Origin of the sequence: Legionella spiritensis (assembly GCF_900186965.1) — a bacterium.
GTDB lineage: Bacteria > Pseudomonadota > Gammaproteobacteria > Legionellales > Legionellaceae > Legionella_C > Legionella_C spiritensis.
Genome location: NZ_LT906457.1, coordinates 380,269 through 400,000, shown reverse-complemented (window position 1 = coordinate 400,000; position 19,732 = coordinate 380,269). Strand labels below are relative to the sequence as shown.

Here is a 19,732-nt window from a genome sequence, read left to right as displayed (position 1 = left end):
AAAATTTTGCTCGCAGAACCTGCTAATTCGGCACAACAAAAAAATGTATAAAAATCGTAATTACAATAACCAGAATGAACAGAATTCCCCAGGATGACAGTAGTAAAGGCGAAACATGGCTCATCGACCTAATGCCTCTTTAAACAAGCCGGCAAGGCCCTCGAAACTGCTGGCACTGATAGCTTTGGTTATTGCCTTTGCTTTGCCTTTTATACTGGTAAAATCGTTTTCCCATAAACAACACTCGAAATTCACCAGCCGGACATTGGCCTTACCCAAAACCAACGATAAAAGTGATGAGCGGGAATCCGGGTTCAACCATTCTGAAGAACCGATGGAGGAAGCACCGGTCGAGGCCATAGAGGCGACGCCCTCCCCGTCTACAGATAAAGAAGTTACATCCGCGCGCAACGGTTCAGTAATACCATCGACAGCAAATACGGAGAAGTCGGAAAAGAACTGGGAAATTATCAAAACAAAATCCGGCGACTCGTTAGCGAGTGTTTTCAATCGCCTGGGTTTAAGCGCCAAAACACTCAACGATATTCTTAAAGACAACCCTCACGCCACCGTACTATCCAAATTGAAACCCAATCAGGAAATACAATTTCTAGTAGCCCGGCAAACGCTTGAAAAAATGATTTTACCCTTGACCAGCACCCAGTTTCTTGTGGTCTATCGCAATGGCGAACACTATAAAAGCAAAATCAACACGCGAAAAATGAACAGCCATAATCATTTTGTAACAGCCACCGTGGCCGGATCTCTATATGGTACGGCAAAGCGTCATAACATTCCCTATAAACTTATTCGACAAATGGAAGAGATTTTCAACTGGGAAATCAACTTTTCCCGAGATATCCGGGCCGGAGACCAATTTACTATCCTCTATAAAGCGTTTTATATTGAGGACAAACTGGTTGGAACCGGAGACATTCTTGCCGTATCATACAAGAATCATGGCCACGTATTTCAGGCAGTCCGACATACCAGTCGCAATGGCCAGACGGATTATTACACACCGCAAGGCACCAGCCTGAAAAAAGCCTTCAATCGTTACCCTGTCCGGTTCAGTCATATTAGTTCAACATTCAACCTGTCCCGCTACCATCCCGTCCTTCATTATCGCAGGGCTCACCGAGGCGTCGATCTGGCAGCCAGAATCGGTACGCCCATTACAGCCACGGGTGACGGACGGATTGCTATAATTGGCCGCCAAAACGGCTATGGCAATATGATTAAAATTACCCATAATAAAACCTACAGCACCATTTATGGACACATGTTGAAATTTCAAAAGGGATTATCCAAAGGAGATTTCGTAAAAAGAGGGCAGGTGATTGGCTACGTGGGGCAATCCGGTCTTGCCAACGGTCCGCACTGTCATTATGAATTTCGTATTAATGATCAACCGAAAAATCCTACCACCATCCCTTTACCCCAGGGCGAATCCGTCCCTGGCAAGGAAATGGCAACGTTCAAGGCCAATACCAATACACTGCTGGCTCAATTAAAACTTTTTGAAGAAGGCAATCTGGCCAGTAAGTCCGTAGAAAATAAACGCAAAAACGGCTAGCTGTTCCGTGAACGAAGCCTAAAGAAACAAATAGCGGCACACGGTCACACTGGCAATGATTCCTGCCAGATCAGCCAGCAATCCCGCCGGAATAGCGTGACGTGTCCGCTTGATGCCAACGGCACCAAAATAAACCGCAATGACATAAAAAGTGGTTTCAGTACTGCCCATCATGGTCGCCGCCGTTTTTGAAATAAAGGAATTTCCGCCATTTTCATTAATCAATTCAGCCATTAATCCCGTTGCCGCCGTTCCGGAAAAAGGCCTGACCAATGCCAGAGGCACCAATTCGGACGGCATCCCGAGTGCTGATAATATCGGAGCAAGAATATGATTCATCAACTCAAAAAAACCGGAAGCACGCAACATCCCGATGGCAACCATCATGGCAATCAAATAGGGAATAATATTAACGCTGGTTTCAAATCCTTGCTTGGCGCCGGATACAAACGCATCAAATACGTTAATTCTGCGAAACGCCCCATAAAGTGGAATCCCCACAACAAAACCCAGTAAAATCCAGTTTGAAATATGATTAGCTATCTCGGTCATATGCTTTTTACCTCTTTCAGCCGATAAGCCGGAAGCTTGGCCAACTGCTTGACGGCAGTCACACCGACCACCGTAGACGCTACCGTAGCGACCAGGGAACTGAAAATAACACTGCTGGGATGAAGAGCGCCATTGGCAGCTAGAAACGCAATCGCAGTGGCTGGAATTAATTGAATACTGGACGTATTTATAGCCAGAAAAGTACACATGGCATCACTGGCCTGTTCTGCGTTGGCATTGAGACGTTGCAACTCTTTCATTGCCTGCAAGCCAAAAGGCGTCGCGGCATTGCCCAATCCGAGCATATTGGCCGCCATATTCATAATCATGGAACCCATAGCCGGATCATCAACGGGAACATCAGGAAACAAGGGGCGCATCACCGGCCTGAGCAAACGGGCAAGCCGGGTGATCAGGCCAGACTCGGACGCGATGGCCATAATGCCTAACCATAACGCCATAATTCCGGTCAATCCCAGGGCAATTTCAAATCCAAGTTTTGCCGAATCCGTGACGGCATGAACCACATTATCCAGACGTCCCTGAATAACACCCACAACAACAGACAGCAGAATCATACCCAGCCATATCGCGTTAAGCATTCTTGTACCTCGGCTGTAATACAGGTTAAAATTTTCTTACAATAATACTGAGAAAACAATATGTCTTCACTTCATCTGCGTACGGTCGGTATTGGCCTTCTGATTTGTTTTATCGGTTTGAATCATGCCGGGCAAACCAGTGAACAACAAGCCGACACCACGCTCAAATCACTATATCATAGTATCAATAACATACCGAATCATGATATGTCAGCACGGCTGGAGGTTATTAGCGCTCAATTCCTTGGCAAACCTTATCTTCTCGGCGCGCTGGGTGAAGGGAAAAACGCGCGCTATGATCAATCGCCACGTTACCGGACAGACGCGTTCGACTGTGAAACATTTGTAACCACCATCCTGGCCATCGCGCTGGCGGATAACTCCCTGACGTTTCAACATTGCCTGCGTCAGTTACGCTACAACCAAGGACAATGCCGGTTTCTGCAGCGAAATCACTTTACCGGTCTTGACTGGAATCAAAACAATCAAAAACAAGGCTTTGTCAAAGACATAACGATGTCTATCACTGATGCAAATCAAAACATTGTCGCCCAAACAGCAAGCGCCCTGATTGACAAACCATCCTGGTATCAGCATTTTACAACAGACAACGTAAAACTGGCAAAACCTGATCATAAAGAGCAAATGAAACGACTGACGGAACTTAAAAAGAAGGGAAACACCCTGCCACGCACCCGATCTACCCTGCCTTATTTGCCGTTACGTGTTTTATTTAATAAAAAAGGACAAGCCAATCAACATCTTTTTTCCCGAATCCCCAATGGAGCCATCATTGAAATTGTCCGCCCGAACTGGGATTTAACTCGCCAGATAGGAACTCACCTGAATGTCTCGCACCTGGGATTCGTATTTCGAAAAAACGACAGCCTGATATTCCGGCATGCTTCCTCTCAAAGTGACGGGGTCGTCGATGTTTCATTGATTGATTATTTGAGAAACGCACTGACCAGCCCCACTATTAAGGGCATCAATGTCCAGATAGTAGTGCCGAAAAAGCCATTGAGCGGTGACTGCAAGCCTCTCCGCAGAATATCCCGGCTACCTGTTTCTAAACAACAATGACAAGTGTGCCGTTATATCTGACAATACGTTCCAATAGCTATGGTACGGTTATAAGGTAAATTATAAAATTCGATATTCAAATTGACCGAATAATTACGCATGAGAAACGCAAACAATTTCTCTTGCCAGAAAAACATCAATGTGCTTTTTTCCCTGGATGCCATGATATTGGGAATTTCAACCATATAGGTGGCAGAGTCAACATTGACCTTGAAAGGCAACAATTTTTTTTCATTCAACAACTGCAAAGCGTCAGGAATTGAAATATTATCCATAAACCCATAGCGCAGCGTCACTTTATAAAAGGTATCATCCAGTTTGGTAACTTTATAACGATGATTTTGATAAATATGCGGTTTGTTTCTCACTGTGTAATTAACAATCAGAATATTCTCGGGAACAGCAAGGCTTAATTTGAGAAAATGCAGAAAACTTCCTCCACTTCGATCATAGATATCGGTAATGAAAATAGCGGTAAGTCCCGGTAACTGGTTCAACGTTTTATAATGCAACTGCTTGACAATTTTAGAAATATCTTCTTTTTGCAAATAATAGTTCTTTTTCAGGTACCGCAAGCCATTACGCCATGTGTACATAATAAAGGCGACGAAAAGCGCAAAACAAATCGGAACCCATCCTCCCGTCAAAAATTTGTGTGAATTGGCAGTCAGAAAAATCAAGTCAACCAATATCAGCCCCGAGAAAACAAGAATAACCTGCCATAACGACCAGCGCCAGATCTTACGTGCGGCATAAGCCACCATTACAGTGACCATCAGCATATCCATATTCACCGCAATACCATAAGCATGCGCCAGACCGGATGAGTTTTTAAAGGTAAAAATAAGCACAAGCGTTCCGATTAAAAGAAACAAATTCACCTGTGGAATATAGATTTGCCCGACGTATTTCCTGGAAGTCTGGATAATGGGAAGCCGAGGATACAAACCCAGCAGCACGGCTTGTCTTGTTAATGAGAACGTAGCGGAAATCATCGCCTGGGACGCGATAATCGTAGCCATGGTTGAAATAATCAAGAGCGGTATAAAAAACCCGGGTGGGGCCAGCTTGTAAAAAGGATTGACAATATTCTCCGGATGCAGCAGCAAATTGGCACATTGTCCAAAATAATTCAGCAACAAACCCGGTAATGCAATAAAAAACCAACTATATCGGATGGGATTTTTTCCAAAGTGACCGATGTCCGCATACAAAGCCTCGCCTCCGGTCACAACCAGAAATACGCCCCCTAATAAAAAAAAGCCTTTTAAACCATTTTCACGAAAAAATTCAAACGCGTAATAGGGATGGATCGCTTTCAAAACCATGGGGTTGGCAATAATCTGTATCAACCCAAGTAGGCCAATGGTGAGAAACCAGACGATCAAAACCGGACCAAACGCAATACCTATTTTCCCGGTACCTTTCGATTGCACCAGAAACAGGCATAATATAATGCCGCACGACAAGGGGATCACGAATTTTTCAAAATGAGGTGAAAGAACCTCCAACCCCTCAATAGCGCTGGTCACCGAAATGGCGGGGGTTAACATGCCGTCGCCGATTAACAGTCCCGCGCCAAAAATAGCGCATAAATACAATAAAGATTCATATCGTGTTTTTTTTTGCTTCAATAAAGCCAGCAAGGCAAGTATCCCGCCCTGACCCTCATTATCCGCACGAAATATCACCACCAGGTATTTCAATGAAATAACAATGACCAAAGACCAGAAAACAAGGGATAATACCCCAAGCACATCCACCACATTAATAGGCAATCCCCATAATGTCTCACGTATCGCATAGAGCGGGCTGGTTCCGATATCACCAAACACCACGCCCAGGGAAGCGATTATCAATCCCGGGGAAATTTTTTTGCCTTCCATTCCAAACGACCATCCTGTGAATCTATTCCTCACTATAGCGAATCAACGACCTGTTTCGTACCCCCAAAAACTATAAAATATCATTTTTGTTCGGACGTGCCGGATTGCGAAATGGGAACGGATGCTTAATAATGGAAAAATGCACATAAACAGGAGTAGGAATGGCAACCAAATACGCTGCTCGACATCTGGCGTTAACAGGTTTGTTGTCACTGTCTTTGAGCGGCTGTTATCATCCGCCTTTCAATAACTTTAAACCATACAACTCCATGCCCAAAGACGCGGCTAAAGGAGCTGGAATCGGCGCCATCGTGGGTGTTGTCGCCAGTCATGCCAGTTCCGGCTTTATTCCGGGCGGGGCCATCGCAGGCGGCGTTGTCGGTTCCATGGTCAGCCTTTATAAAGACAGCAAACCGAGTTTGATCCGGGAACTGGAAAAGGCGGACATTCAATTTGTTGAATATGGCGACACAATGACCTTAATTGTGCCAACAGACCGCTATTTTTTGTTTAATACACCGGAATTAAATGATATTTGTTATCCGGCTCTGGTCAATATTATCAAACTATTACGTCTATATCCGCGCAGCCCTATTTATGTTGCCGGTTTTACTGATAACATTGGTTCCCGTAAAAGCAAACAACTGATGTCGCAGGCACGGGCTGAAGCCATGCTTACTTTTCTATGGGCTAATGGCGTCGCAGCCCGAAGGCTTACCGCCGAAGGTTACGGCGACAAGAACACGATTGGGGACAATAGCATCATTCACGGAAGTGCTTATAACCGTCGTTTGGAAATACAATGGTTTAGTGGATCATTGACCCCGGCAGCTCCCCCTCTTGCGATGGCGGGCTGGAAAAAATAACAACAGCGGGTTTCGTCCCGATTTGATTCAGAAAAATCAAGGCTTCAAGGATGCGAATTGCTTGTTTTATCTATGAAACAAAGAAGACGAGGCTCTGTTGACATCCTGTTTAACCTGGTATTTAACTGATGAAATCAAGATTTATAGGCGGCATTCTTCTTATCGTTGGAACCTCCATCGGCGCCGGTATGCTGGCACTTCCCGTAGCCAATGCCGCGACAGGGTTTTGGCAATCTTCCCTGTTTCTTCTCCTTTGCTGGGCAATCATGACCATGGGTGCCTTATATATTGTCGAAGCCAACCTGTACCTGCCTCCCGGCAAACACATGGTTTCCATGGCCGCATCCACATTGGGGGCACCCGGTTTGCTGCTTGCCTGGTTAAGCTATCTTTTTTTACTTTACACCCTGTTATCCGCCTATATTTCCGGAGGCGCCGACGTATTTGGCAGTCTGTTCGCGAAAGCAGGAATTCCTGTGGACGAATGGGTGGCGAGCACCTTGTTCACCCTGATATTCGGGCTGGTGGTTTATGGTGGAATAAGACGTGTTGATTTACTTAATCGCGGTTTGATGTTTGGCAAACTGGCCGCATACCTTATTCTGGTTATCTTGATCGCGCCTCATATCGAATTCCATCATTACGCAGGCGGCCATATTCGATACATAGCCGGTACCGTGATGATTTTAATTACCTCATTCGGCTTCGCCATCATTGTTCCCAACCTGCGCGACTATTTTAACGATGATATTAAAACATTAAAACGTGTCGTCCTGATCGGTTCGTTCATTCCGCTTCTTTGTTATCTTGCCTGGGATGCCGTTATTCTTGGCTCCCTGCCTGCTCAAGGTGAGGACGGGCTTGCAGCCCTTCTGCACGATGAACACACTACGAGTTCCCTGGCAAACATATTGGCCACAACCGTGAACAGCATGTTTATTAATTCACTGTTTAATTTTTTTACTTCCATTTGCATGCTGACGGCGTTTCTAGGCGTTGCACTTTGTCTGATCAGTTTTCTCGCCGATGGCTTACGTGCCGAACAACGCGGCAAACAGGGAGCAGGATTATTTGTCCTGACCTTTGTTCCTCCATTACTTATCGTGCTTTTCTATCCGGGCGCCTATATCTACGCCTTGAATTACGCAGGCATTTTTTGTGTCATTTTATTACTTATACTCCCGGCGCTTATGGTGTTGTTTGGCCGAAAAAAATTTACGCCCCGTTATCAGGTACCCGGTGGGCAATGGGGGCCGCTTATCGTTATCGGGCTTTCAATCCTGCTGCTGCTTAATGCCCTGGGACAATTAATTGGTGTTTTTTAGGACTGCGGTGTTCCTGGCCACAACGTTTTTATAAAAATAGTCCGGAACAAAAAAACACAGTAATTTTATTGACTTTTATGAATAGATTCATTAAGATATTGTAATTAATTTATCCATAATGGACTATAAATTGTCAAATTCCAGATTCATAGGCGGGATACTCCTGATTGTCGGCACCTCAATTGGCGGAGGAATGCTTGCTCTGCCTGTATCTACAGCGGAAGCGGGTTTTGTCAATTCGATTTTCTTTCTAATCCTGTGCTGGTTCATTATGACCATTGGAGCCATGCTGATCCTGGAAGTTAATTTACGATTACCCGCCGGCAGCAATATGGTTTCCATGGCCAAGTCTACCCTGGGTCTGCCAGGTCAGATTATTGCCTGGATCACTTATCTTTTTTTACTATATACTTTGCTGGCCGCATATATTTCAGGCGGCAGTGACGTATTGAACGGTCTATTTAATAGAATACATCTGACCTTGCCAAGCTGGCTTACGTCGCTGGTATTTACCGCAATATTCGGCCTTGTTGTCTACACCGGCATTCGCGCGGTTGATTATGTCAATCGCGGGTTGATGTTTGGCAAGCTTGGTATATACCTGCTTTTGGTCGCTGTTATCAGTCCACATATAGATGTTCATATTCTTTCCGGCGGCTCCATGCGAGCCATTACAGGCAGCCTGATGATCTTAATCACATCATTTGGTTTTGCCTCCATCGTACCGAGTTTAAGAGAATATTTTAATGATGACATCAAAACACTTCGTAAAGTTATTCTGTTTGGATCATTAATCCCTCTTACCTGCTATATCCTTTGGGACGCCGTGATTATGGGTGTGGTAGAACGAAACGGCGCACAGGGCTTGATTGCCTTGACGACAACGGAACATACAACCAGCGGACTAACAGACTCCTTAAATAACGCGTTGGGGAATCAATTTATCACCGGTTTTTTCAGTTTCTTTACCTCGATTTGCATGGTGACCGCATTTCTCGGTGTTTCTATTGGTTTGTTCGATTTTCTTGCCGATGGTTTAAAACTGAAAAAAACCGGAATTCAGGGCAAATGGACCTTTGCATTAACCTTTCTGCCGCCGTTGGCCGTTGTTTTATTTAACCCCGGCATTTATCTGCATGCTTTATCCTATGCCGGTGTGTGTTGCTTGATTCTGTTGCTGCTGTTACCAGCCATCATGACCTGGCGTGCACGCCATACTCAACCTGATGGCGGTATAATTCTTGTTCCGGGTGGAAAAATCTTGCTATCGTCCGTCATTGTGGTTGCTATTTTTTTACTGATCATCGCCGTGCCTTAATTTGGATTTCTCAGGCGCGAACAAAATATATTTCTGAGCTAAAACACCCTCGCCAGGTTCTGTGCACTTATCCTGTAAATAATAACGCTCTGTAGCCGCTTAATAGAGGATGAGTCCATATCATTGGGATAACTGCCCCCTGGTACTTACCTCTTCTCCTGGCATAAATTGGAACATGAAACCCGCAATACGGCCGAAGGCCTCCTTACGGCTACCGGTCTTTTGAGCAAATTAATCGCAATTTGCAGCCGATAAAAGATAAGTGCGCGTAGCCTAAAGTTCGTCAGGGCTTTTGTCTTTAATCCCGGGCCATTGCAAATCCGCCTTTTTGATATAACCGGGGATATCCTTGGACCAGATTTTACTGACGCGCTGATTAAGGTTCAGATAAAGCTTTCCATCCACAATTTTCCAGGCCAACGGATCGCTGATAAATTTTTTGCCTACGCTAACACCAAACGCACAATAACCGCCGTATGCCGGCAGATATTTTTCAGGATTATCCTTAAACGCATTTTTATTCTCTGAATTGGCGAAAATATAAGCCGCACCCTTATAATATACGGGATAATCACCATTACCACGCACCGGGCCGCCCTGTTGATGGTAAGAGACCAGATCATATCCCTGATCCGCTACCGTACTGACTGCAGTACTCGTAGAAGCCGCCATGGCCGGCACTAAAAATAACGCCGTTAACAATGACAGTACAAAAATATTGATACGTTTCATAAATACAATCCTTTTTTTGAATAAATCCAGTAAACCGTTGCTGAACTTGAACAATCAGCCCTGAACTATCAGATAGACTATCCGCCACTCCTATTTAATGATAGTCGTCTTTTTTAGCCTTTCAAGCACGACATCATAAAGTTCTTGAACCACACATACGTTGCTCATAGGCCATGGGCAACCGGCTAAAAATAAATACCTATAAATTGGGGAGTAACCGACCGATCAATCCGATGAAAAACAAAATACAAATTGTTTCATATAATTAAGTTATTGGCGGGAAATAATAAGGTTTCCCTGACTTCATATAATTTGTAAAGGAATACAACGTATAATGGCAGCTAAACGATCGAATCTATATTTATTCACTTTTCTCAGCATTTTTTTTACGCTTTTTATTGTAGGCGCCGTACTGTCCCCCTTGTTTTTGGACAAAATACGTTCCACTTACCTGGCCATGAATGAAGACGTTAACAGGCGGCAGGCAAAAATTATTTCTGACATCATTGCTAGCTTGCTGGAACGAGGCGAAAATCAAAAAGCCATTATATCGGCCGTTCAGTCCTCTTTGGCACACACCGAAATGGATCGAGGCTATCTGTGTCTTGTTGATGAAAAATCAGGTCTTTTTGTTGCTCATCCCATCAAAAAATATATTGGTAAAAAATCCAGCTCCTTTTATAAATTCCTGCTGAAAAACAATCAACAGGAATCGGCTGATTCCAGGCAGGAAAACGCAAAGGATATAAGTGGTATTATGACTTTCTCAGGAGGGCGAACGGAATTAATCAACTCATTTCAAGTCCCGGACACGAGTTTACGAGTGTTTTCACACGACAATATAAACAGGCTCAACACGGAAATTTCCAAACTTGAAAAAGCCTTTATCATTATCTTTATTTTACTAGGCTTTATTGTCGCTTTTCCGGCTTCCTATGCCGCACTGAAGGTAAGTCGGCGCTATGAAAAAGCCATCGAAATGGAACAAGCCCGATCCGAGAAATTACTGCTTAATATTTTACCCTTCAGTATCGCACAACGTTTGAAAGCGGAAGAAACCAATATTGCCAACCGCTACGAAGACGTTTCCGTACTATTCATAGATATGGTTGACTTTACACCATTGGCTGCGACAATGAGTCCGGAAAAACTGGTTGAGTTGCTCAATGATATATTTTCCAGATTCGATGCCATATCAAAGAAGCATGGATTGGAGAAAATCAAAACCATTGGCGATGCCTATATGGTTGCCGGAGGTATTCCGGAATTCAAACCGGATCATTTACAATCCTGTGTTCATGCCAGCCTGGAAATGCTGGATTTGGTAAAAACGCATTATTATAGCAAGCATAAAGTAAATATCCGCATCGGCCTGCATACCGGTCCGTTAATCGCCGGTGTCATTGGAACCTATAAATTTACTTATGATCTTTGGGGAGAAACGGTCAACATTGCCTCCCGACTGGAGAGTACCTCATTACCGGGGAAAATTCATTGCTCGGAACCCGTCTATGAACGCATGAAAAAAGACTATACATTCACTTCGAGAGGCAAAATTTTATTGAAAGGGGTGGGAGAAACACCCACCTATTTCCTGGAAGCCGAAAGGCCGTCATAACACCGGAGGACAATAGCCCTGTAGTGACGTCCTGGCCGTTTGTACTAACATCCTGGAGATGTTGATGACTCATTTTTTTTCAAGAAAAAAATTCCGTCATTTCATCGCTCATCTCTTTGCTTAAGATATCCTCGACCCGCAAAAATTCCACCCAGTAAGTCTGCAAAGCCAACAAAGCTTTATATCCAGCTTCCAGGTTGTGCTCTAAAATGCGATCGATGGTTTTTACCAGCTGTGGTTCCTGGGATTTTGATGTGTGCTGTATCGGCTTGGTCAAGTCATTCTGCATTTTTGCAAACGTACGCTCAAAACAATCCACCGTTATCTTTGGCACAGGTAAATTACCGTCAAATATCCTGTGATCTGCACTGATGGAAACCGGCATGATATCCTGAGGCTCAAACGAGTTGGTTTTTTTGTTCCAAACCGGTCTGCGCTCAACCTCCAGCAAGGTGAATTTTATAGCCTCGTTAACGCGCAACGGCGACTTGGTTTGACTATACCCGCAAAAACCAATATTACTCAATGAAACCACGGAATTACCAGGCATGGGATAGTCATACAAATCGTTGGCGAAGTCATAGAGCATATTATCAATGATCGTTTTCAAATGAGGATGCTGTGTTTCAAGTAGTTCACGTTTTTTGTAGCAATACACCATCATTTTCATAACATTGCGGATCCGCGCTGACAATTCCGGCAGGCTGTTTAAATGGCAGTTTTCAAAGACAATGGTGCCAATATGATCGCCACAATCCGGCAATTTAACGATGAGTCCAACATACGACTCTTTGCTCTGATACAGTGTTTTGTGATTTAGAAAAGAGCGAAAAGACGCGGTTTCACTTATGCCCAGACTGATTGCCTGCATCATCAGAATGGTTATCGTTTCAGGCGGAAATTTTTTACCGAAAAAATCGATACAACTGATGTTCATATTAAATTCACCGACCATGGTCGGATCGGACGGGTTGTCCCATTGAGTCATAAACACCTTACGAATAGGTGTCATTTCTATCTCATGATTCGATTCCGCGTATCGTTGAATTTTAGGAAATAATTCGCCACTGACTTTCATAAAAAGATTCCAGTGTTCACTGGGCTTCAGATTGATTTTTTCAAGTTGCTGAACATGTTTTTTATGCAGCGACTGTAGAAAATCAATGGCACCATCAACCCCCAATAATGAATTTACTGAAAACATGTATTTATATTGCAGAAAAATATTGGTCAGTAACTGTTCCTCGAGATACGCCAGTTTGGGACGTACGTCATCGAGATCAGGTAAACCAATATCCTGATACAGATCCGCCTCACACACGTGGCGATGCTCGTCATTGATAATAGTATCGAAAACCTCGGGAGCAATTCCCTGACGTCTGAGACTGTAGAAAATTTCTTCTATCCAGCCTTCACCAATCAGGTTAAGCAGCATGACGGCAACTTTGGGACATTCTTCATTGCGGATAAAATTACATAGTATCTCAATACTATCGCTGTAAGCCGGGGGCTGGGCATAGGGCGAACATAACAAATACACAATTTTGGTAAAGACCAGGCCATGAAAAATTTCATCAAGAAACTGAACCCGCATGCGTTGCCGATGTTGGGGAGAGGACATTTTATCCTGGAATTTCAGCGGCACCTGAATGGCAAGCACCTCCAATTGTGCCAGCAAGGAAAAAGTATAAATATACATTAATTTATCTTTTTTCAATTCAAAAGGCAGACCGTTTTTAAACAATTCGTCCATTCGTGCCCGAATGAGATTTTTCTCATCAGCGGTAATCTGGTTCCATCCTTCCAAAATCCATTCTTCAGAACCCCATGACGGTCGAAGCAGCTCGTTAAGCTCATCCACTTGATACCCCTAATCATTATTGCTTCGGAATCATAACCAGAGCAAGGCAAGAGCGTCAACCATACTGACATTGTAAATACCTTGAAAAGGCAGTGATATTACTGAATAGATCGCATTATTAGCCTGATTCAAGCTCGCAATGACAGCTAAACATCCCTATTATCGCTGCGCGAAACAACATGTTAACAGAGCCTGGTACTATTTTAATCTGGTTTTGACCGGTTGCGATATACAAATTATTCTAAAATTGTCCACGTGCCGCGACTTGTTCGCGGGACGTAGACGTTTTTAAAAAATGAAACCTTTCTTGCAGAATTAAAAGAAAACGGGGCTAGCCATTTTGGTTGTATTGAGTAATACTTCCTTTCAAATGACGCACTACCTAATGATGAATAAAACAAAACCATTTTTAAAATGGGCAGGCGGTAAATTCCGCTGCCTGGAAACCATTCTGGCATCCTTGCCTCCTGGCAATCGATTGATTGAACCCTTTACCGGCTCAGGAGCAATATTCGTTAACTCTTCCTATCCTGATTATTTGCTGGCAGAGGGCAATCAGGAATTAATTAGTCTGTTTACTATATTAAAACAGGAAGGTTCGACATTTATTGATTTTTGTGCACGATATTTCTCGATGCAATATAATTGCGCCGAACAATATTACCGGCTGAGAGAGCAATTTAATCACTCGGCCGATCCACAGGAAAAGGCCGCGCTTTTTCTGTACTTAAACCGGCACGGCTATAACGGTTTATGCCGATTTAATAACAATGGCCGTTATAATGTCCCATTTGGACGTTACCACAAACCTTATTTCCCCCGGACTGAAATGACTTTTTTTCATCAAAAAAGCCAGCGTGCCCGTTTTCTCCATGCCGATTTTCGTGACACTTTCGCATTGGCCGTTCCCGGCGACGTCATATATTGCGATCCACCTTATGTCCCATTATCAGCCAGCGCCAATTTTTCATCCTATATTGATAAACGCTTTAACGAAGAGGACCAAATCGAACTGGCTCGATTGGCCATGTACTGGGCTAACAAAGGCATTACCGTCATCATATCCAACCATGATACGGATTTTACCAGGTATCATTATCGTCATGGCGAGATCACGTCGTTTCCGGTCAAACGATTGATTAGTTGCAAATCGAAACAACGCCACCCCGTTCAGGAACTGGTTGCGGTGTTTCGCTGACATTAATGTGACAACAGGCTGTTCATCAATTATAGGTCGATTTGGCGTCTTTCATGAAAAACGCCAGGATGATCACCAGCAGCAAGGATATAGGCAGTACGGAAAGCGCCAGTTGATAATCAACCTCGGTATAAACGTGCTCCCCGGCAATTAATTTGCTGTCTCCAAAGGTGTCGAGCAACTTGCCGACCAGAGGCTGAAAAATGACGCCTCCAAGCGTTACGATCATATTAACGGCGGCAAATACGGTGCCTGACAACTTGGCGCCACTGTTTTCCTTCCCCATGATGAATACAATAATTTCCGTAGCACTGAAAGCACCATAGAGAAACAGCAGAATATTTAATGAGGTGTAACTTAAACCGGGGTAATAGAGAATCAGACTGATACATACCAGACTGACAACGGCTCCGACGGTTAACGGTAATACCCTGCGGCCGCTAATATCAGACAGATACCCGGCAAGCGGTGCGCCCACAGCCCAGCCCAGAAACATTGCTGAGACGGATCGGGCGGCTTCTACTTTGGTCAAATGATGTGCCTGTTCCAGATAATTTTTACCCCAGAGCTCTCCGAAAACAGACAACGATGTGTATAAACACGCTCCAACAAAGCCAATTAGCCAAACCTGGGGAGACAGGAGTACAAAACGGACATTGGCAAAAAAAGCGGGGAGCGGTATTTTTCGGCCATGACGACCTTCCGGCCCGTCTCGCACAACAAAAAAGGTCACAATGCTTAAAACTATTCCTATATTCACCATAAGCATCAGTACATCCATCAACCCCATACTGGCCGCCATGGTTGTAATTTTTACCTCGCCATAAACCAGTCCGATCATACCTAACGTTGTAATTAAACCGGCAAAAAGCGAAAAATAGCGCCCAGGCAACCACTGTAACGCCAGTGACAACACCCCCACAAATGCAAAAGACGAACCAAATCCAACCAGAAAGCGTCCGAGACAGGCTATCATCATGGAGGACGTAAAAGTAAACATCCATGAACCTACCGTACAACTGACGCAGGCAAACGTCAGCAACCGGCGCGGGCCATAGCGATCCATCAACATCCCGACCGGCATCTGCATGGGAGAGTAGGCAAAATAATAAAAAGCCGATAATTTGCCGAATGTGGTTGCGGAAATATGTCCGAAAGCGGCGCTTATTTCACTCTGTAACGCACCCGGTAAAATCCGCAGCACAAATTCATAGCAATAAAAAAAGGCGCCTACGGCACAAATCAGGCTTCCTAAAATAATCTGATTTTTACTAACTGATTTCATCATCGTGGATATCGGCATAAGTTTCTTTCAAAAAGTAGGTTAAAACGGCAGCAAGGATTATTCCCACAGGAATGATCGACAATGCGAATTGATAATCATGCGCCGAATACAATTGTTCCATTTTACTGGCAGACAAGGCCAATCGCTGAACATCCGAGATGTGTGAGAATGCACTAAAATCAACCAATCGGCCAACCAGCGGCTGCAACAGCAACGCGCCAAGCATCACAATCATATTGGTAATAGCCATGGCTGTCCCCCCCGCTTCACTGGGACTCAATTCTCTGCCAATAGCAAAAACAATACATTGCACACTATAAAATATGCCCAGAAGCAGAAGAAGGGCATTAATTGTAAGTTCCGGAATATTCGGAACATAGAGAATAATGGCAATGACAATGCTTGCCGCTATCGCACCGCACAAAATGGGAAGTTTACGTTTTTTTATTCTGTCTGAAATGAATCCCATGAGCGGTGCGCCTATGGTAAATCCCAAAAAAAGCAGCGAGTTGGCCAAATCGGCATTTTCCTGGGTTAACCCCTGGGCATATTTGAGGTAAGGAATACCCCAGCCTTCCGCAAATACGGTGGTAGGTAGGTAAACAAGGCAACCGATAAGGCCGTTGATCCAGATTTGGCCGTTACTGAGGATGATTCTCAAATCGCGCATACTTTGATGAAAACTGGTGATGGTTCCATGTTGACGCTGATAACTTTTACGATCACGTATACCCAGCCAGAGAACAACAGTCAGAATCACACCGAAAACAGCGGTTATATTGACCGTCTGCTGCCATCCGGAATGAATGACCATGATACCAAGCAAATTATCGCCAAGCATCGCACCAATCGTACCCAGAGCAGCCGCCATACCTGACACCATGGCCAGTTTGTCTTCAGGCAGCCAAATGGTTGCCAACTTCAATACACCGACAAACGCGAACGCAGATCCCATACCCACTAAAAAGCGACCGGTAGCGGCAACCCAGAACAGATCGGTTGCCGCGAAAAGAAACGTACCAATCACACAAATCAAACAAGCGATGGTCAGCATGATTCGCGGGCCATATCGATCCAGCAACACACCTACAGGAATTTGCATAAAATCATAAGCAACGTAATAAATGCCTAAAAGCAAACCAAAGCCGGTTGCGGACAGATTAAAATGCGCTCTGAGCGAGGGCTCCATAACACTGGGCGTTATTCTTAATAAATACTCATAGCTATAAAAAACCGCACCAAGACCACAAATTAACCAGGCCAAGATCAAATATCTACTATTTTTTTTAAGCAAAACAAACTCCTTAACTTATTGGTCAAGCACTAGAAAGCGTCGAATGATACGACTGGGTACGCTAGACCTTACTTACGCCACTCGCAATCGCAGCATTAGCCACAGCAAGGGATACCCGTTCTTTTAAACGGGGATCAATAGGTTTAGGGATAATATAATGCGGACCAAAATCCCAATTACTAACGCCAGGATAGTTGTCCTTTACGACCTGGGGAACCGGTTCAAGAACCAGTTGTCGGATGGCTTCCACTGCGGCAATCTGCATGGATTGATTGATGCATGTCGCGCGTACATCAAGCGCTCCTCGGAAGATGTAGGGGAAACAGAGAACATTATTGACTTGATTAGGATAGTCGCTACGTCCGGTAGCGATTATCAAATCATCACGGCATCGGTGAGCAAGTTCGGGGCTAATCTCGGGGTTGGGGTTGGACAAGGCAAAAATGACCGGTTTCGGGGCCATTAATCTTAATAATTTCTCATTGAGAAGATCCGGTTTGGCTACACCAATGAATACATCCGCATCCACCAGGGCATCGGCTAGCGTTCTCCGATCCGTGGTGCGGGCAAATGCGAATTTATAAGGATTTAAATCTTCACGCCCGGAATGAATCACACCCTTGCTATCGAGCAGCAGCATATTTTTCTTGTCAGCACCCAGGGCAACCAGCAAACGCATGGACGCTATGCCTGCGGCACCGGCACCAATACAGACAATCCGCACCTCGGAAAGTTTTTTCCCCTGCAAATCAAGGGCATTTAACAAACCTGAGGCAACGACTATCGCCGTTCCGTGCTGATCATCATGAAATACAGGTATATCAAGCTGTTCAATCAAAGCCTGTTCTATCTCGAAACATTCAGGCGCTTTGATATCTTCCAGATTAATACCGCCGAACGTCGGCGCAATACGTCTTGCCGTGGCAATAAATGCCTGGGCATTTTCCGCAGCCACTTCAATATCAAACACATCAATGTCAGCAAAACGCTTGAACAATACCGCCTTGCCTTCCATAACCGGTTTACTGGCCAGGGGGCCCATATCGCCAAGACCCAGCACCGCGGTACCATTTGTCATCACGGCAACCAGATTACCCTTGGCGGTATAGCGAAACACATCATCCGGATTTTCGGCAATGGCGAGAACAGGTGCGGCAACGCCTGGGGTATAGGCTAAAGATAAATCATCTTGTGAATTGGTAGATTTGGTTATCTGCACTGCCAGTTTCCCCGGATGCGGAAATTCATGATAATGCAATGCACGTTGCTTTAACTTATCTTTATCCAAAACACCTACTCTCTCGTTTATTAACACAGCGAAAAATCATATAGAAAAAAAATAAACATTAACAGATATTTTTGCAAAAAAAAGGCGCATTATTGATGCGCCTTTTTATTTTTCCTATAAAACCATAAACTTATATATTTATTATTCTTGAATAATGGAAAGACAATTATCGCTTCTTGTACCGATCGCGGAATTTCTGAACCCGGCCACCAGTATCCACCAATTTTTGTTTTCCGGTGTAGAACGGATGGCATTCCGAGCACACTTCAACGCTCAAATCCTTGCACAAGGTAGAACCTGTTTCAAAAGTGTTGCCACAGCTGCAGGTCACTTTAATTGTTTCATACTCAGGGTGAATTGCCGATTTCATAATACCACTCTCTATGTTTCTATAATAAGCATCGCCACCTGAACCAGGCCAGGCACCATACTCTACTGTAAATGACGCGCAAGGTTAACAGAAATGGGGCATCAAATCAATTTTTTCCCCCTGGCAATAACCTGCCCTCTTCAAAAAACGTCACCTTACCTGTTTTAATGTCATGCATACCGGCGACGATGCCAACTTTACCCTTGGCAATCAATTCGCTGATTATCGGGCTTTGTTCCCGTATTTGAGCCGCAGCCCGTAAAGCGTTATTTTTCGCTATTTCATTGAGTAACGCGTCGTGACCGCAATTATCTGTACCGGTCTCTTTTTGAGATTGCGCAATCACCGGTTTGATTTTATCAAGCACATTATCGAGATGACCAAGCCGCACCCCCTGACACGCACCCGCAACGGCGCCACAGGACGTATGCCCCAGTACAACAATCAATGGCGTGCCAACCGCCTTGGTTGCATACTCCATACTACCCAGAAGATCGTCACTCAGAACATTTCCAGCAACTCTGAGTATGAATAAATCAGCCAGTCCCTGGTCAAAAAACAACTCCGGAACACTGCGCGAATCCATACAATTCAGAATAATTGCCCACGGGTATTGGCCATAGGATGACTGTTTGGCCTGAGCCAGAAAATTTCTCTGCTTCATCTGTGCGCCAACAAACCGCAAATTTCCTTCTTTCAAACGTTGCAGGGCTTGTTTGGGTGTCATATTGGCTTGCTTGGTAGCCGATGTCACCTTACTCATTTTTAAAAGAGGATCCGGTACGGGCAAGCTCGCCGCATAGGAAGCAGATGAGGCCAATAACGTCATGACCATACCGAATCGTTTTATTGTGTTCATTTGTTTGATGTCCTTTTCT

The 19,732-nt window shown here is 44.4% G+C and carries 17 protein-coding genes; 7 read left to right on the top strand and 10 right to left on the bottom strand.

Features of this window, described 5'->3' with window-relative positions; translation table 11 throughout:
• Positions 1-115 precede the first annotated feature (115 nt).
• Positions 116-1,576, top strand: a complete 1,461-nt coding sequence (locus CKW05_RS01835; protein WP_058482655.1) for a peptidoglycan DD-metalloendopeptidase family protein — start codon at positions 116-118, stop codon at positions 1,574-1,576.
• An 18-nt stretch (positions 1,577-1,594) separates the two neighbouring features.
• On the opposite strand, the gene CKW05_RS01830 is transcribed toward CKW05_RS01835, so the two are convergent.
• Both CKW05_RS01830 and CKW05_RS01825 read right to left on the bottom strand, forming a co-directional pair.
• The gene (locus tag CKW05_RS01830; protein ID WP_058482656.1) at positions 1,595-2,128 is read right to left on the bottom strand and encodes a spore maturation protein; all 534 of its coding nucleotides are present in this window, start codon (positions 2,126-2,128) and stop codon (positions 1,595-1,597) included.
• Positions 2,125-2,730 carry a nucleoside recognition domain-containing protein gene (locus CKW05_RS01825; protein WP_058482657.1) on the bottom strand — a complete coding sequence of 202 codons (606 nt, stop codon included), beginning with the start codon at positions 2,728-2,730 and terminating at the stop codon, positions 2,125-2,127. Before CKW05_RS01825 ends, CKW05_RS01830 begins: the two co-directional genes overlap by 4 nt.
• A gap of 60 nt (positions 2,731-2,790) precedes the next feature.
• Between CKW05_RS01825 and CKW05_RS01820 the strand changes: the two genes are divergently transcribed.
• The gene (locus tag CKW05_RS01820; protein ID WP_058482658.1) at positions 2,791-3,813 is read left to right on the top strand and encodes an N-acetylmuramoyl-L-alanine amidase-like domain-containing protein; all 1,023 of its coding nucleotides are present in this window, start codon (positions 2,791-2,793) and stop codon (positions 3,811-3,813) included.
• Positions 3,814-3,824: 11 nt separating this feature from the next.
• Here CKW05_RS01820 and CKW05_RS01815 read toward each other — a convergent pair whose 3' ends face one another.
• Positions 3,825-5,699: a potassium transporter Kup gene (locus CKW05_RS01815; RefSeq protein WP_058482659.1), complete on the bottom strand. Its 1,875-nt coding sequence runs from the start codon at positions 5,697-5,699 to the stop codon at positions 3,825-3,827.
• Between the two features lie 161 nt (positions 5,700-5,860).
• Here CKW05_RS01815 and cmpA point away from each other — a divergent pair, with 161 nt between their 5' ends.
• The 3 genes from cmpA (at position 5,861) to CKW05_RS01800 (ending at position 9,208) form a co-directional block, all read left to right on the top strand.
• Positions 5,861-6,565: a C-OmpA-like family protein CmpA gene (cmpA, locus tag CKW05_RS01810; protein ID WP_058482660.1), complete on the top strand. Its 705-nt coding sequence runs from the start codon at positions 5,861-5,863 to the stop codon at positions 6,563-6,565.
• 128 nt (positions 6,566-6,693) lie between these two features.
• Positions 6,694-7,890 (top strand): amino acid permease, encoded by a 1,197-nt coding sequence (locus CKW05_RS01805; protein WP_058482661.1) that lies wholly within the window; start codon positions 6,694-6,696, stop codon positions 7,888-7,890.
• A gap of 130 nt (positions 7,891-8,020) precedes the next feature.
• Entirely contained in the window at positions 8,021-9,208 is a 1,188-nt protein-coding gene (locus CKW05_RS01800; RefSeq protein WP_058482709.1) for an amino acid permease, read from the top strand.
• A 273-nt stretch (positions 9,209-9,481) separates the two neighbouring features.
• Here CKW05_RS01800 and CKW05_RS01795 read toward each other — a convergent pair whose 3' ends face one another.
• Complete coding sequence (locus CKW05_RS01795; protein ID WP_058482662.1) at positions 9,482-9,940, bottom strand: YHS domain-containing (seleno)protein; 459 nt, start codon at positions 9,938-9,940, stop codon at positions 9,482-9,484.
• A 334-nt stretch (positions 9,941-10,274) separates the two neighbouring features.
• On the opposite strand from CKW05_RS01795, the gene CKW05_RS01790 reads away from it, so the two are divergent.
• Complete coding sequence (locus CKW05_RS01790) at positions 10,275-11,558, top strand: adenylate/guanylate cyclase domain-containing protein (RefSeq protein WP_058482663.1); 1,284 nt, start codon at positions 10,275-10,277, stop codon at positions 11,556-11,558.
• A gap of 79 nt (positions 11,559-11,637) precedes the next feature.
• Here the strand turns inward: CKW05_RS01790 and CKW05_RS01785 are convergent, their stop codons facing one another.
• Complete coding sequence (locus tag CKW05_RS01785; RefSeq protein WP_058482664.1) at positions 11,638-13,419, bottom strand: 2-oxo acid dehydrogenase subunit E2; 1,782 nt, start codon at positions 13,417-13,419, stop codon at positions 11,638-11,640.
• A gap of 388 nt (positions 13,420-13,807) precedes the next feature.
• On the opposite strand from CKW05_RS01785, the gene CKW05_RS01780 reads away from it, so the two are divergent.
• On the top strand, positions 13,808-14,617 hold the full coding sequence (locus CKW05_RS01780) for a Dam family site-specific DNA-(adenine-N6)-methyltransferase (RefSeq protein WP_058482710.1): 810 nt from the start codon (positions 13,808-13,810) through the stop codon (positions 14,615-14,617).
• Between the two features lie 25 nt (positions 14,618-14,642).
• Here CKW05_RS01780 and CKW05_RS01775 read toward each other — a convergent pair whose 3' ends face one another.
• From CKW05_RS01775 to CKW05_RS01755, 5 genes are all read right to left on the bottom strand, one after another.
• Positions 14,643-15,905, bottom strand: a complete 1,263-nt coding sequence (locus CKW05_RS01775; RefSeq protein WP_058482665.1) for an MFS transporter — start codon at positions 15,903-15,905, stop codon at positions 14,643-14,645.
• Positions 15,889-17,196 (bottom strand): MFS transporter, encoded by a 1,308-nt coding sequence (locus tag CKW05_RS01770; RefSeq protein WP_058482666.1) that lies wholly within the window; start codon positions 17,194-17,196, stop codon positions 15,889-15,891. Before CKW05_RS01770 ends, CKW05_RS01775 begins: the two co-directional genes overlap by 17 nt.
• 61 nt (positions 17,197-17,257) lie before the next feature.
• Positions 17,258-18,484: a malic enzyme-like NAD(P)-binding protein gene (locus CKW05_RS01765; RefSeq protein ID WP_058482667.1), complete on the bottom strand. Its 1,227-nt coding sequence runs from the start codon at positions 18,482-18,484 to the stop codon at positions 17,258-17,260.
• 166 nt (positions 18,485-18,650) lie between these two features.
• The gene (rpmE, locus tag CKW05_RS01760; protein ID WP_082642723.1) at positions 18,651-18,854 is read right to left on the bottom strand and encodes a 50S ribosomal protein L31; all 204 of its coding nucleotides are present in this window, start codon (positions 18,852-18,854) and stop codon (positions 18,651-18,653) included.
• Positions 18,855-18,960: 106 nt separating this feature from the next.
• On the bottom strand, positions 18,961-19,713 hold the full coding sequence (locus CKW05_RS01755) for a carbonic anhydrase (protein ID WP_058482711.1): 753 nt from the start codon (positions 19,711-19,713) through the stop codon (positions 18,961-18,963).
• Positions 19,714-19,732: the final 19 nt, after the last annotated feature.

Excerpts from the sequence above, each read along its gene's own strand:
- CKW05_RS01835 (WP_058482655.1), top strand. The coding sequence starts at position 116 with ATGGCTCATCGACCTAATGCCTCTTTAAACAAGCCGGCAAGGCCCTCG.
- CKW05_RS01830 (WP_058482656.1), bottom strand. The coding sequence starts at position 2,128 with ATGACCGAGATAGCTAATCATATTTCAAACTGGATTTTACTGGGTTTT.
- CKW05_RS01825 (WP_058482657.1), bottom strand. The coding sequence starts at position 2,730 with ATGCTTAACGCGATATGGCTGGGTATGATTCTGCTGTCTGTTGTTGTG.
- CKW05_RS01820 (WP_058482658.1), top strand. The coding sequence starts at position 2,791 with ATGTCTTCACTTCATCTGCGTACGGTCGGTATTGGCCTTCTGATTTGT.
- CKW05_RS01815 (WP_058482659.1), bottom strand. The coding sequence starts at position 5,699 with ATGGAAGGCAAAAAAATTTCCCCGGGATTGATAATCGCTTCCCTGGGC.
- cmpA (WP_058482660.1), top strand. The coding sequence starts at position 5,861 with ATGGCAACCAAATACGCTGCTCGACATCTGGCGTTAACAGGTTTGTTG.
- CKW05_RS01805 (WP_058482661.1), top strand. The coding sequence starts at position 6,694 with ATGAAATCAAGATTTATAGGCGGCATTCTTCTTATCGTTGGAACCTCC.
- CKW05_RS01795 (WP_058482662.1), bottom strand. The coding sequence starts at position 9,940 with ATGAAACGTATCAATATTTTTGTACTGTCATTGTTAACGGCGTTATTT.
- CKW05_RS01790 (WP_058482663.1), top strand. The coding sequence starts at position 10,275 with ATGGCAGCTAAACGATCGAATCTATATTTATTCACTTTTCTCAGCATT.
- CKW05_RS01780 (WP_058482710.1), top strand. The coding sequence starts at position 13,808 with ATGAATAAAACAAAACCATTTTTAAAATGGGCAGGCGGTAAATTCCGC.
- CKW05_RS01775 (WP_058482665.1), bottom strand. The coding sequence starts at position 15,905 with ATGATGAAATCAGTTAGTAAAAATCAGATTATTTTAGGAAGCCTGATT.
- rpmE (WP_082642723.1), bottom strand. The coding sequence starts at position 18,854 with ATGAAATCGGCAATTCACCCTGAGTATGAAACAATTAAAGTGACCTGC.
- CKW05_RS01755 (WP_058482711.1), bottom strand. The coding sequence starts at position 19,713 with ATGAACACAATAAAACGATTCGGTATGGTCATGACGTTATTGGCCTCA.